This window comes from Bradyrhizobium barranii subsp. apii (genome assembly GCF_011516635.5).
Taxonomy (GTDB): Bacteria; Pseudomonadota; Alphaproteobacteria; order Rhizobiales; family Xanthobacteraceae; genus Bradyrhizobium; species Bradyrhizobium barranii.
Map to the genome: position 1 here is coordinate 7171041 of NZ_CP096255.1, position 14349 is coordinate 7185389.

Annotated in this window: 9 protein-coding genes and 1 pseudogene; 4 read left to right on the forward strand and 6 right to left on the reverse strand. The window is 65.3% G+C overall.

From position 1 onward, the window contains the following. Positions 1-271: 271 nt before the first annotated feature. From HAP41_RS34445 to HAP41_RS34455, 3 genes are read left to right on the forward strand one after another with little or no spacing between them, the layout of a single operon-like run. On the forward strand, positions 272-1003 hold the full coding sequence (locus tag HAP41_RS34445) for a hypothetical protein (protein ID WP_224580661.1): 732 nt from the start codon (positions 272-274) through the stop codon (positions 1001-1003). A gap of 36 nt (positions 1004-1039) precedes the next feature. Then, the gene (locus HAP41_RS34450; RefSeq protein WP_166064748.1) at positions 1040-2314 is read left to right on the forward strand and encodes an IS256 family transposase; all 1275 of its coding nucleotides are present in this window, start codon (positions 1040-1042) and stop codon (positions 2312-2314) included. Positions 2315-2374: 60 nt separating this feature from the next. Beyond that, the gene (locus HAP41_RS34455) at positions 2375-3475 is read left to right on the forward strand and encodes an alpha/beta hydrolase family protein (RefSeq protein ID WP_166088961.1); all 1101 of its coding nucleotides are present in this window, start codon (positions 2375-2377) and stop codon (positions 3473-3475) included. A 56-nt stretch (positions 3476-3531) separates the two neighbouring features. Here the strand turns inward: HAP41_RS34455 and HAP41_RS34460 are convergent, their stop codons facing one another. The 3 genes from HAP41_RS34460 to HAP41_RS34470 form a co-directional block, all read right to left on the reverse strand. Continuing rightward, positions 3532-5199 (reverse strand): regulator, encoded by a 1668-nt coding sequence (locus HAP41_RS34460; RefSeq protein ID WP_166088958.1) that lies wholly within the window; start codon positions 5197-5199, stop codon positions 3532-3534. Positions 5200-5203: 4 nt separating this feature from the next. Then, entirely contained in the window at positions 5204-5908 is a 705-nt protein-coding gene (locus tag HAP41_RS34465; protein WP_166088950.1) for a cysteine hydrolase family protein, read from the reverse strand. 341 nt (positions 5909-6249) lie between these two features. Then, entirely contained in the window at positions 6250-7203 is a 954-nt protein-coding gene (locus tag HAP41_RS34470) for a hypothetical protein (RefSeq protein ID WP_166088934.1), read from the reverse strand. 163 nt (positions 7204-7366) lie between these two features. Here HAP41_RS34470 and HAP41_RS34475 point away from each other — a divergent pair. Further along, positions 7367-10839 (forward strand): annotated as a pseudogene (locus tag HAP41_RS34475) (indolepyruvate ferredoxin oxidoreductase family protein). Positions 10840-10980: 141 nt separating this feature from the next. On the opposite strand, the gene HAP41_RS34480 reads toward HAP41_RS34475, so the two are convergent. From HAP41_RS34480 to HAP41_RS34490, 3 genes are all read right to left on the reverse strand, one after another. After that, positions 10981-12711: an FAD-dependent oxidoreductase gene (locus HAP41_RS34480; protein WP_166088906.1), complete on the reverse strand. Its 1731-nt coding sequence runs from the start codon at positions 12709-12711 to the stop codon at positions 10981-10983. A gap of 59 nt (positions 12712-12770) precedes the next feature. After that, the gene (locus HAP41_RS34485) at positions 12771-13811 is read right to left on the reverse strand and encodes a S1C family serine protease (RefSeq protein ID WP_248577137.1); all 1041 of its coding nucleotides are present in this window, start codon (positions 13809-13811) and stop codon (positions 12771-12773) included. Positions 13812-13894: 83 nt separating this feature from the next. Continuing rightward, a complete protein-coding gene (locus HAP41_RS34490) occupies positions 13895-14344 on the reverse strand; it encodes a hypothetical protein (protein ID WP_166088885.1) in 450 nt (149 codons plus the stop codon). Positions 14345-14349: the final 5 nt, after the last annotated feature.

Here is a 14349-nt window from a genome sequence, read left to right on the forward strand (position 1 = left end):
GAGCACGCGCTCTACTTGGAGTTGACGCAAGGTTTTCGCGTGTATATGCTACATACCGTAGCACTACGATGCGTGATGGAAGTCGCGCCTGCGTACGAGACGCCACATGTCAGCTCGCCCTCTGATTCCGCGCCGAAAACTGTTTGGCAATCCGACCTACGTCGGCACCAAGTTGTCACCAGATGGGCAATGGCTGTCCTGGCTCGCCCCTGTCGATGACGTTCTGAACGTCTGGGTTTCTCCGGTCGACAGCATTGCGGCGGGCCAGCCCGTGACACGCACCACGGGCCGACCAATCAACTGGCAGAGTTGGAGCCCGGACGGCCGCTACATCATGTTTCTCAACGACGAGAACGGCGATGAGAATCTGCGCCTGTTCGTCGTCGATCCCCGCAGTTCAGAGCTCCGGGATCTCACGCCCTTTGCCAATGTCCGAGCGATGCCGACGCACTGGTCGCACATGGTTCCTGACAAAATTGCAGTCAGCCTCAACGATCGCGACCCGCGCTGGCACGATGTCTACGTGCTCGACCTCGCAACCGGCGAACGGAGCCTGGTTTGGGAAAATCGCCAGGAGTTCCATTACGTCGGGCTCGACTGGCAGTTGAAGCCGCGCTACGCGCACAGCAACGCGCCTGACGGAGGCACACGGCTCTGGCGTATTGACGACGGCGAGGTCACGCATTGGCGCGATACCTCATACGAGGCCTACATCAGCACCCGGCCCTGGAATTTCGACGCGGAGGGCAACTACCTCCATATGACTTCGAGCGTCACGCACGACAAGTCGGCCCTGCTAAGCATCAACTGGTCGACGGGTGACGAACGTATCTTGTTCGCAAGCGACCGCGCCGATGTGACGGGAGCCATATTCAACACCCGGACGCTCGAACCCGAAGCGGTCTGCATCGATCCCGGTCGGCAGGAATGGACGGCTTTGGGGGATGTCCCGGGTTCTGTTGAATTTCTGAAGAGGTCGGCGTTGCCCACCTTGAGCCGGTAGGCTCGGGGTGCTGATTCCACAAAGGAGAGCAACGCCATGACGAGAGATATCACACCGGCTGGTTGGCCGGCGACCGGGGCTGTGGAGAAATCATTTGCGGAAGTGCGAGCGAGCTTCGATCGGTTCTGCCTTGCGGCAGGAATCGAGGCGCTCGGCACGATGATGGAGGCGGATGTGACAGCGGCCTGCGGGCCGCGCCACGGTCGTGATGCGGCGCGGCGGGCGCACCGTTGGGGCCGAACGCGGGGGCGGATCGGTTTCCACGGCGGCAAGATCGAGGTCGATCGCCCGCGGGTCCGGGGCATGGACGGCCGCGAGGTCACGATCCCGAGCTGGGAAACGGCGGCGCAGGAGGACTGGCTCGGTCGCTGGGCGATGAACCTGATGCTGATCAATGTGTCGACGCGCCGGTTCGGCCGCGCCGTCCGGCTGCCCGAGGGTGACGTGCCGGCACCGCCCGGATCGGGGATTTCGAAGTCGGCGGCCTCGCGGAGGTTCGTGGCTCTGTCGGCGGCGCGGCTGGCCGACTTCATGGCTGCCGATCTGTCCGCGCTCGACCTTCTGGTGGTCCAAATCGACGGGCTGCATCTCGACGACGATCTCGTGCTGGTGGCCGCGATCGGGGTTGACGGCGAAGGCAACAAGCATCCGCTGGCGCTGGTGGAAGGGGCGACCGAGAATGCAGCAACGGTTCAGGCCCTGCTGGACAACCTAGTCTCGCGCGGGCTCGACCCGACGGTGCCAAGACTGTTCATCGCCGACGGCGCGAAGGCGTTGTCGAAGGCGATCCGCCGCACCTTCGGTTCGGCCGCTGCGATCCAGCGCTGCCAGATCCACAAGGCGCGCAACATCATGGAACGCCTGCCGAAAGAGCATCATGCGGCCACCCGCCGGGTGCTGCGCCAGGCCTGGGAGCTCGATGACGCCGACAAGGCTGAAAAATTGATCCGCAATCTCGCGCGTCGACTCGACCAGCAATGGCCCGGCGTTGCGGCCAGTATCCTCGAAGGCCTCGACGAAATCCTGACTGTCGTCCGGTTGAAGTTGCCGAAGGAGCTTCGCCGATCGCTCGCCTGTACCAATATCGCCGAGAACATGATGGGCACCATTCGCCGCGTCACGCGCAACGTTAAACGCTGGCGGGATGCCGGTATGGCCTTGCGATGGGTCGCGGCCGGTATGATCGAGGCCAACAAGGGCTTCCGACGATTGAAGGCGCATAAGCAATTGTCGGTTCTGCGTGCGGCCCTTCAAGCTCACCACGATCGCATGACAATCAAGTCCGTTGCCCACGTCACGAGGGCTGCGTAATATTCATTCCGGCAACGTCGACCCGACGTAGTTCAACAGCGATCGGGACATCCCCCGGCTTTGACGCCTGCGATTGCGGCCGAGCTTGATCTGATCAAGGCGCGACTACGCGACCACGCGTTTTATGTTGAGAGCCAAAGCGACGATGGCCGCCGATGGATCGTGGCGAGCCACGCGCCGGATCAACCCATCACATATCATCTCCTTGACCGCGACAAGCAGACCATCACCGAGCTGTTTTCGGCGCGCCCCGAGCTGAAGCCCTACCGCCTCGCTTCGATGCAGGAAGTGCAAGGCAAATCGCGCGACGGCCTGCCCCTCGTCTCGTACCTCACGCTGCCCGCCGACATCGATGGCGATCGCCCGCCTCTGCCGCTGCCGATGGTCCTCATCGTCCACGGCGGTCCGTGGGGACGGGATATCTACGGCTATCGCAGGGATCACCAATGGCTGGCCGATCGCGGCTACGCCGTGCTTTCGGTCAACTATCGGGGATCGACGGGCTTCGGCAAGGCATTTGTCGCGGCGAGCGAGAAAGAGCATGCGCGAAAGATGCACGACGATCTCATCGACATGGTCGATTGGGCGATCGCCGAAGGCATCGCGCAAAAGGACAAAGTCGCGATTTTCGGCCTGTCCTACGGCGGCCTGGCCTCGTTCGTCGGCGCAACCTTCACGCCGGACGTCTTCTGCTGTTCCGTGCCGGTCGTCGGCATCTCCAACCTGCAAACCCTGCTGGAGTCGATGCCACCCTATTGGGCCGGCTTTGCGGAATTCATGTATCGCAGCTACGGCGATCCCCGCACCGAGGAAGGCCGCAAGCTGCTCGCCGAACGTTCACCGATCAACAAGGTCGACAACATCAAGAAGCCCATGCTGATCTTTCATGGCGCCAACGACGTTCGCTGCAAGATCGCGGAAAGCGACACCATCGCGGCGGCCATGCAGGCGAAAGGCATTCCCGTGACCTACATCGTCTATCCCGATGAGGGGCACGGATTCCAGAGGCCGCCGAACCAGCTCTCCTATCTCGCAATTGCCGAGGCGTTCTTTGCACGGCATCTGGGTGGCGCCTGCGAGCCCGTTGGCGAGGATTTCCGGGGATCCAGTCACGAGGTTCGTGCCGGGGCCGATATCCTGTCCGATCTGGGCGTCGCCTGAAAAAACGCAGCCGGGCGACATGGTGTCACCCGGCGGCGACCAATACTGGCCGATGCCTACTCCGCCGGCGCGGCGTGCATCTCCGGATGGGCGGCGTAGCGCTCGGTGGCGCCGAGCCTGCTGGCCGCGAACAGTCCCGCCGCCATCACCGCGTAGGCGAACGCCACCGCGGGCGTGACGCCGAAGCCGCCGCCGATGCCGACGGCTTCGCCATGCATGAAGCCGAAGTAAGTGAGCACGGCACCAACCAGCGCGAAGGCCGAGGCCTTCTCGAAGTCGCGCTCGATGATGAAGACACCGATCGCACCGAGGATGAGGCCGCCGAGGATGGAGCCGCCGCCCATCACCTCCAGGCCGTGATAGAATACGCCCTGCTGCGGAAGTGCTGCGATCGCCGCGGCCTTGACCGCGTCGGCTTTGTCGGCAGCCATACCGCCGACCGTCGCCGCCGCATTCATGGTCGAGCCCAGCATGGTGTCGATCTGGAGCTTGGCCCAGGCGGCAAGATGCGGGGTCAGCGCCAACACGATCGCGGGCGCGTGCTTGACCGGCGTGGTCTGGAACGCCTGCGCGCCGATCAGCATGCCGATATAGAGCAGGATCGGCGAGATCGCGACGACAGGCACCAGCGCCAGCAGCACCGAGATGATGCCGAACCAGGCCAGCACCACCACCATGATGCCGGTCGCAGCCGAATAGCCGATGCGGCCGCCCATCGCCTTCCAGCCGGGATGACCGATATAGACGGCGTTGATGAAGGGGTTGCCCATCAGGCAGCCGATCAGGCTGACAACGCCGTCGGCGGTGAGCACCCGCGTGGTCGGATATTCGTCGCCGGCCGCTTCCGCGCTCTCGACATTGTCCATGGCCTCGACGAGATCGTAGATGCCGAAGGGAATGGCGGTAACCAGGATGATGCCGAGGAACTCGAAGCCCGAGAAGACGTAGCCCACCGCCGGGATCGGCACCGAGAAGCCGAAGTTCGCGAAAGCGTCGCCAACGCCCTTGACGCTCAGCCCACCGAGACCGAGCCCGAACAGGTTCGAGCCCCAGGCGATGACCATGCCGACCGCGATCGCGACAAGACCGGCAGGAATGCCGCGCCAGTATTTCACGCCGCCAAACCAGCTCACCAGGATGATGGCGAAGCAGACGAGACCAATCTGCGGCGTCATGTACATCTCTAACGCCGGACGCATCGAGATGAAGGTGACGGAGACGCCTGCGAGCGTGCCGAGCAGCGCCGCGCGCGGCGTGATCTTGCGGATGAACGGTGCGATGAAGCCGCCGATCATCAGGATAAAGCTCTGGAAGAACACCCAGACGAGGCCAGCCGACCAGCCCTTGAGCGGGTCACCGGTCTTGATCGTGATCGGCAGCATGATCACGAAGGTGACGATGAACATGTGCGGTACGCTGACGCCCGAGGGCAGTGCGCAGACATCGTTGCGGCCCGTCTTCTGCGCCAGCCGATAGGCGAGATACGCGTAGTAGAAGGTGGAGAGACACATCATCAGCCCGAGGGCGGGCAGGATGCGGCCGAACACGAGACTATCAGGCATCTTCAGGACGAAGCGCAGCAGGCCCGTGAGCACCAGCATGTTGACGAGGATGTTGGTGCCGAAGCCGAAGAACGCGTTCCAGTCGCCCGATGTCCATAGTGCCGGCTTGAACTCGGACTTGCTCAGATCAGATTTGCCGGCCGTCCCCGTCAATGTGCTCATGATGCTACCCCTGTGTGGTCGAAGTCTTCATTGCCTCCAAGACTGCGGCTGAGTCCGCGACCCAGCCGAAGATGCCGCCCTGGGCCTTGATCATCTTCAGGCCCATCTCGTGAAATTCCGGGAAGTAGGATGCGCAGCCGTCGGAGATCACGACGCAGCGATAGCCACGGTCATTGGCCTCTCGCACCGTGGTGTTGACGCACACTTCCGTTGTGACGCCGCAGACCAGCAAGTTCTCGATGCCGTATTTCTCCAGCACATCCGTGAGCTCGGTGGCGTAGAACGCACCCTTGCCGGGTTTGTCGATCACGACTTCGCTGTCGAGCGGATAAAGTTCGGGAATGATGTCGTGGCCGGCCTCGCCGCGAATGAGAATGCGCCCCATCGGGCCGGGATCGCCGATGCGCAAGGACGGCGCGCCGCGCTCGACTTTTGCGGGTGGCGCGTCGGACAGATCGGGCAAATGCCCCTCGCGGGTGTGGATCACCAGCATGCCGGTGTCACGCGCCGCCTTCAGCACCGCGCCGATCGGCTTCACCGCGCGCGCCAGTTGGCTGACATCGTTGCCAAGCGTTTCGCCGAAGCCGCCCGGCTCCATGAAATCCCGCTGCATGTCGATGATGAGAAGCGCGGTGGCAGGCCAGTCGAGCCTGATCGGCTCGGGCTCGGCGCTGATGACGCCCGGTGTCGGCTTGGTCGAGTTCAACATGACTCAAGGCCCCCGCGAGAACTCTCTTTGCCAGGAGTTCTGCAAACGCCGTGCCATTGTGTACAATAGCGGTGGGGCACAGGCCGCGAGAGAATTTGCTGCGCACTCAGAAGGTTACGTCAGCGGCTGACGGCTGCTTATTCCCTGTGCGACGGCTTTACGACGTGCATCTGCTTAAAGGATGAGCGGGTGGCGACGGACTCACTCGCCGTCATTCCGGGGCGACGCGAAGCGTCGAGCCCGGAATCCATCGGGCGGCAGTACGTGAGGTGAAATGGGTTCCGGGCTCGCGCTACGCGCGCCCCGGAATGACGAGGCGTGTATGTGGCAACGCCTTGCCTCTACCGCCCCGCGCCGTACAGCTGCCGATACTCCATCTCATACGGCGCATACGAATCCTTCAGCGTCGCCATGTTGAGCAGCATGGTGGCCACCACCGCGCCCGTCTTGCCGAACACGCGCGTCTTCATCCAGGCGCTCTCGGTGCGGCGGCTGCCGGAGAGCGCGACAACCTCACGCTCGATTTCGTATTCCTCATCGACGAAGAGCGGCCCCTTGATCAGCCTGATCTCCTGGTCCGCGAACAGGCCGACCGCCGGCCCCTTCGCCGGCAGCGGATCGTCCTTGGAACGGTACTGGAAGAGTACGCTCAAAATCTCCATCGGGATGATGGCCTTCCCCCACGGATTGTCGGCGCCTGAATAATATGGCGAGTTCTCGGTGATGACGGCGAGCTTCTGCCGGAGAGAGAACGGATAGAGGTCGCCCATGTTCTGGTCGAACGCCATCCGCACCGTCTGCCGTTTGCTGGTCTGCGCCACCTTCACATCGCGCAGGATCACGGGATCGGCGAGCGGCTTGAGCTCGGTGAGGCGCGCCTCGAGCGCGGTCGCCGCGTGCGGTTCGCCGACCGAGGCCGTGCCGCGCAGCACCTCGGTGCCGTCGCGCTTGACCATCTGGATCTGGCATTGGCTCGTGCCGGGCAGCGGCTTCGACAGCATCGCCTGCACCTCCTCGCCTTCGAAGCAGGCATTGCGGTAATGCGCGGATAGGCAACCGCTCTCGAACCAGGCCTGCCCCCACAGCCGCGCGCCGAGCGGGGCGAACTGGCTGAAATGCGTCGGGCCTTCGATGGTGCCGCCCTTGAAGCCGAGCTTCTGCGCGGTGGCATCGTCGTGGATCGAGGCATGGGCGTCGTAGACTTGCGCGTGCAGCATCTGGCGCGGCTGGCGCCACGGCCCGGTCAGCGCCTCGGGCGTCTCTGTCATCTCGGTGTCGAATGCGTTTGCAGCCATGGTGTCCTCCACAGGCAGCCATGACTAGCAGGAGCGCCACGGATGCGGCTAGCCGTATTGACTTCGCCGGCCCATGCTCTTGACTGTCACAATTCGCGTCGCGCCGCCGCTATCCCTCCCGCAGCGCAAACCCCACGCCGAACGAGAGACGAGGACTCCTGAAATGACGCTGATGCAGGTCGAGCTGGACGACAAATACCGGCTCGAATCGAAGCGGATCTTCCTCTCCGGCACGCAGGCACTGGTTCGGTTGCCCATGTTGCAGCGCGAACGCGACCGGCTTCAGGGCCTCAACACCGGCGGCTTCATCTCGGGCTATCGCGGTTCCCCGCTCGGCATGTACGACCACGCGCTGTGGCGCGCGAAGTCGCACCTCCAGCAGCACGACATCGCCTTTGTCCCCGGCCTCAACGAGGATCTGGCGGCGACCGCGGTCTGGGGCAGCCAGCAGGTGGGTCTGTTTCCCGGCGCCAAGGTCGATGGCGTGTTCGGCATCTGGTACGGCAAGGGCCCCGGCGTCGACCGCTCGGTCGACGCGCTCAAGCATGCCAACGCGGCCGGCACCTCGCTCAATGGCGGTGTGCTCGCGCTCGCCGGCGACGATCATGGCTGCCAGTCCTCGACGCTGGCGCATCAGAGCGAGCAGGTGTTCGCGGCGGCGCTGATCCCCGTGATCAATCCGGCGACGCTCCAGGATTATCTCGACCTCGGCCTCTATGGTTTTGCGCTGTCGCGCTTCTCCGGCTGCTGGGTCGGCTTCAAGGCGATCAGCGAGACCGTCGAGAGTTCGGCCTCGATCTATAGCGATCCCGCGCGCATCCAGATCAAGCTTCCCGATGATTTCGAGATGCCGCCCGGTGGCCTCAACATCCGCTGGCCCGATCCGCCGCTGGACGCCGAACGACGTCTGTTCGGCCCGAAGATGGCCGCGGTGCAGGCCTTTGCGCGCGCCAACCAGCTCGACCGCATCGTGCTCGATTCAAAGCCCGCGCGGCTCGGCATTGTCGCGACCGGCAAGGCCTATCTCGATCTGCGCCAGGCGCTGGCTGATTTGGGCATCACCGACAAGGACGCGCAGGACCTGGGCCTGCGCATCTACAAGGTCGCACTGACCTGGCCGCTGGAGGAAAGCGGCGCCAAGCGTTTCGCGGAAGGCCTTCAGGATGTGCTCGTGGTCGAGGAGAAGCGCGGCTTCATCGAAGACCAGCTGATGCGCATCCTCTACAATATCGATGCCTCCAGGCGCCCGACCGTCACCGGCAAGCGTGACGAGCGCGGCGCGCCGCTGCTGCCGAGCGAAGGCGAGCTGACGCCGACAATTGTCGCGGGCGCACTGGTGGCGCGCTTGCGCAAGCTCGGGCATCACAGCCCGGTGCTGGAGCAGCGCCTCGCCCGCCTCGAAGCCTTCGACAACCCCGTCACATCAAGCACGCAGATCAAGCTCGCGCGCACACCGTTCTTCTGCTCGGGCTGCCCGCACAACTCCTCGACGCGCGTGCCCGAGGGAAGCCGTGCCATGGCCGGCATCGGCTGCCACGGCATGGCCCTGAGCATGCCGACCCGCCGCACCGATCTGATCTCGCATATGGGCGCCGAGGGCGTGAACTGGATCGGCCAGTCGCCCTTCACCACCGAGAAGCACATTTTTCAGAACCTCGGCGACGGCACCTACACCCATTCCGGCCTGCTTGCTCTGCGCGCGGCATCGGCCGCGGGCATCAACATCACCTACAAGATCCTCTACAACGACGCGGTCGCGATGACCGGCGGCCAGCCCGCCGAAGGCGCCTTCAACGTCGCGCAGATTGCGCACCAGGTCTGGGCCGAGGGGGTCAAGCGACTCGCGATCGTATCGGACGATCCGACGAAGTATCCGGAAGGCAACTACTTCCCGCAGGGGGCGACCATCCATCACCGCCGCGAGCTCGACGCCGTGCAGCGCGAGCTGCGTGACATCAAGGGCCTCACGGTCGTGATCTACGACCAGACCTGCGCCGCCGAAAAGCGCCGCCGCAAGCGCGGGCTCTATCCCGATCCCGCCAAGCGTGCCTTCATCAACGAGCTCGTCTGCGAAGGCTGCGGCGATTGCTCGCAGGCCTCCACTGCGTCTCGGTGCAGCCGCTGGAGACCGAGTTCGGCCGCAAGCGCCAGATCGACCAGTCCAACTGCAACAAGGACTTTTCCTGCGTCGAAGGTTTCTGCCCGAGCTTTGTCACCGTGCATGGCGGCAGCCTGAAGCGGATGAAGACGTCGGCGGTCGATTCCGGACAGTTGTTCGCCGACCTGCCGCTGCCTCCTGCCCGCGAGCTCGAGGCGCCGTACAACATCCTCGTCACCGGCATCGGCGGCACCGGCGTCATCACCATCGGCGCCCTGCTCGGCATGGCGGCCCATGTCGACGGCCGCGGCTGCTCCGCGCTCGACTTCACCGGCCTGTCGCAGAAGAACGGCGCGGTGATGAGCCATGTCCGCATCGCACAAAGGCCGGAGGATATCTCTGCCGTCCGCATCACCACCGGCGGCGCCGACGTCATCCTCGGCTGCGACATGATCGTCTCGGCAGGTCCCTCCGCGCTCAGCCGAGCCGAACGCGGTGTGACCAAAGCCTACATCAATGCCGACCTGCAACCGACCGCGAGCTTCGTGCAAAATCCCGATCTCGATTTCGAGCTGGGCACGATGCAGACCGTGCTGCGTGACGCCGTCGGCGACACGAACCTCGACATCATCGACGCGACAGGCATTGCCTCGGCCCTGATGGGTGACAGCATCGCGACCAATCCCTTCATGCTCGGCTTCGCCTTCCAGAAGGGCGCGATCCCGCTGTCGCTGGAGGCCCTGCTCCGCGCTATCGAAATCAACGGCGCGGCGATCGAGATGAACAAGCTCGCCTTCACATGGGGACGGCTGGCCGCCCACGACATGTCGCGCGTGCGCAGCGTACTGCAGTTCAAGAGCCGCGCTTCCGCGCCGACGAAGTCGCTCGACGACGTGATCGCGACCCGCGCGGAGTTTCTGACCGAGTATCAGGACAGGGCCTACGCCGACCGTTACCTCGCAGCCGTCGCCAAGGTGCGCAAGGCGGAAGCAGCCGCCTCGCCCGCGTCTACAGAGCTGACCTTGGCGGTCGCCAAAAACCTGTTCAAGCTGATGTCCTACAAGGACGAGTACGAGGTGGCGCGACTCTATACCGACGGCAGCTTTGCCAGGAAGGTGTCGGAGAAGTTCGACGGCGACTTCACGCTGAAATACCACCTCGCCCCGCCGATCTTCGCGCAGCGCGACAAGACGACCGGGCACCTTCAGAAGAAGGAGTTCGGCGGCTGGATGATCCACGCCTTCCGCCTGCTCGCCAAGCTGAAGTTCCTGCGCGGCGGCGCATTCGACCTGTTCGGCCGCACCGAGGAGCGCCGAACCGAGCGGAAGCTGGTCGCGGATTATCTCGGCATGATCGATCAGCGAATGTCCGGGCTGAAGGCGGAGCAGATCCCGCTGCTGGCGCGGCTCGCCCGCGTGCCCGAGACGATCCGCGGCTTCGGCCACGTCAAGGAAGCCAACATCAAGCTCGCGGCAGCCAAGACAGCGCGGCTGGAGGCCGAGCTGGAGAACAGCCGCTTTGCCGCGGCTGCGGAGTAGCGGGGGAGCTGTCGCCTCATTCTCGGTGTCATCGCCCGCGAAGGCGGGCGATCCAGTACTCCGAGGCGGTTGTGGTTGAATCGATAGGCCGCGGCGTACTGGATGCCCCGCCTTCGCGGGGCATGACAGTGGTGGAGGTGGCTAGACCGAGGCTGAAACGCCGGCAGCCGTCTCACGCGCCGCACCACCCTCCGCCAGATGCCGCCCCGCGATATACCCGAACGTCAGCGCCGGCCCGAGCATGATCCCCGGCCCCGGATAGTTCCCGTTCATGATCGAGCCCATGTCGTTGCCGCAGGCGTAGAGACCCGCAACCGGCGTGCCGTCCTCACGCAGCACGCGCGCCTGGGCATCCACCTTCATGCCGATGGCGGTGCCGAGATCGGCCGGATGGATGCGCATCGCGAAGAACGGCGCGCGGAGGATCGGCGCGACGCAAGGATTGGGCTTGTGGGTGGCATCGCCGAGGTGGCGCTGATAGATGGTGCTGCCGCGGCCGAATTCGGGATCGCGGCCCTGCTTCGCATCAACGTTGTAACTTGCGATCGTCGCCGTGAGCACGGACGGATTGACGCCGATCTTCGCCGCGAGCTGCGCGATGTCGGGAGCCTTGAGCAATTCGCCGCTCGCCACATGGCGCCGGAGGTTGAGCGTAAACGGCTTGATGCGGCCGAGGCCGTAGCTCCACAGGAACTGACGGTCGCAGACGAGATAAAACGGCCGGTCCGGCTCGCCATTGCCGTCGCGCAACATCGCCAGCACGAACTCATGGTGGGACTGCGCCTCGTTGACGAAGCGACGGCCGGCCGCGTTGATGGCGATCACGCCGGGCTTGGCGCGGTCGGTCACCGTATGCGGGAAAACGCCTCGGCTGCCATCGGCGCCACGGAACAGCGAGGCCGGCACCCAATAAGCCGGGCTCGTCGCCTCCGTGTTGAGCGCGGCACCGGCCGTGGTCGCAAGCCGGAGCCCGTCGCCAGTGCCAGCGGTGCTGGCCGCCGAGACGAAACCAGCCGCGGCCGGGAAGAAGCGTTTGCGCAACACAGCGTCGTGCGAAAAGCCGCCGGTCGCGACCACCACGCCGCGACGCGCTGAGATCAGGCGGTCGCGGGAGCTGTGGCGGATGATAACGCCGCCAACGCGATCGCCCTGCATCGACAGGTCTTCGACATCGGCGCAGAAGAGAATCTCGACCTGCCGCGCCAGCAGCGAGGCATAGAGCCGCGCCGCGAGCACGTTGCCGAGATGCAGCGTCGTGCCGCGCGGGTTGCGCAACCGCTGCAACGCATATTCGGAAACCAGCCGCGCCGCGCGCAGGGTCGAACGCAACGATTTTCCGGCCCGGCGTAGATGCGGGATGTCGAGGCGGTTGACCATCATCCCGCCGAACAGCGTGAGCTCCGGCAGCGGCGCGCGCAGCCGCGCGAAAGGCGCGCCGAGCCGGGTGCCGTCGAACGCGACCGGCTCCAGCACGCGCCCGCCGGGCGTTGCGCCCAGCCGCTCCGGATAACAGTCCGGACAGGCTTTCACCGGCTGGAGGCGCACTTCCGTGTTGGCTTCGAGATAGGCGACTGCCTCCGGCCCGCGCGCGAGGAAGGCGGCGCGCAAGCCGGCATTGGCAGGCTCCGGCACCGTGCTCGACAGATACCGGACCGCGTCCGTGATGCTGTCGGACAGCCCGACGTCCTTCATCTTGGGATTGGCGGGGATCCAGACCATGCCGTCGCACCAGGCGGTGGTGCCGCCGACGAACGCCGTCTTCTCGATCACCAGCACGCGCAAGCCTTCAGCGGCGGCCACCGCCGCGGCCGTCATGCCACCCGCACCGGCGCCGACGACAATGACATCGTAGGTCTCATGCGCCGGCATCATGCGGCAAGGGTCCGGGAACGAGGCATGACACCGTCATACCTCGCCCGGAGGCACCAACGCTAGCGCGCCGGCTTGCGCTCGATCGGGTCGATATCGATCGCCCGCAAGCGGCCGAGCCGCAGCACGTCCATGGCGAGCCGCCGGCCGATCCGGTCGCGGTCGAGCACGCGGATCAGATCATCGACGCCGTTGATATCGACACCATCGAGCTTGATGACGACGTCGCCGGGCAACAGGCCCGCCTTCGTCGCCGGTCCGTCCGGCTCGATCTGCATCAAGAGCGCGCCCATCTTGTTGTCGACGCCGGCCAGTACCGCGTGCCGCCGCGGGACCGGTGCAGTCTGCCCGGCGACGCCGATAAAGGCGCGGCGGACATAGCCGTGGCGGATGATCTCCGACAGCACGAACTGCGCGGTGTTGCTGGCGACCGCGAAGCAGATGCCTTGCGCGCCGTTAATGATGGCGGTGTTGATGCCGATCACCTCGGCATTCGACGACACCAGCGGACCGCCGGAATTGCCGGGGTTGAGCGCGGCATCGGTCTGGATCACGTCCTCGATCGTGCGCCCGCTCACCGAGCGGATCGAGCGCCCCAGCGCCGAGACCACGCCCGCGGTCACGGTCGATTCGAAGCCGAGCGGATTGCCGATCGCGATCACGAGCTGGCCGCGGCGCAGGGTCTTGGAGTTGCCGAGCGCGGCATAGGGCAAGTCGCGCACGCCGTTGGCGCGGAGCAGCGCCAGATCGGTGTCGGGATCGACGCCGAGCACCCGGGCCTCACCGACGTTACCCTCGACGTCCCGCAGCCGGATCTCCTTGGAGGAACCGACCACGTGGCTGTTGGTGAGGACGAGCCCGTCCGGCGAGATGACGATGCCGGAGCCGAGTCCGCCGCGCTCGCGGCCGTTCGGCACCTTTGGCCCGGTCTCGACGCGCACGACGGCGGGACCGACACGGTCGGTCACGTCGATCACGGCATTGGAATAGGCGTCCAGCAGGGCCCGGTCGTCGACCGGAGCAGACGCTGTCGCTCGCGATGACGCGGCGTCATCGACGATGTCTGAGGTAAAATCCGCATGGCAAGAGTCCTTGAGGCTCACACAGATGGTGGCCTGTTCCTGCCAGCGCAAGGGACCCGCCTGGGGCGCAAGGCTGGGCTGCCAGCGCTTGACGACCAAGGTGGCTAGGGCGCCCGCCGCAGCGTGCCCGCCCTCGCCTTGACCGGGTCGAGCAGCGACCAGTCGCCGTCCGGGAGCACGTAACCCTTGGGGAACGGCGCGCGCAGCTCGAGCCCGAGCGAGCGCAGCACCCGATCGTCGCGGTAATAGCATTGCAGGACGACGCGGACGAGCGTTGCGGCAGCCGCGCCGCCGGAACTACGAAACTCCTGCGCCACCGCATCGCGCCTGGCGGCACCGAGCTCGGCGAGCGGTTGCCCTGCGAGCCGGGCCAGATGGTCCAGCGCCGCCGCCACCAATTTGGTGTCGCGGCCCAGCGTCGTCAGGATGTCGGTCTGGACCGCGGGATCGTCGGCGCCGGGCACCTTGTACTCATCGCTGGCGGGCACGATCATCGCAGCAATGGTGCGGAGATCGTTGCATTGGGCGCGGGTGAGTTGATTGTCTGCGGACATGACGG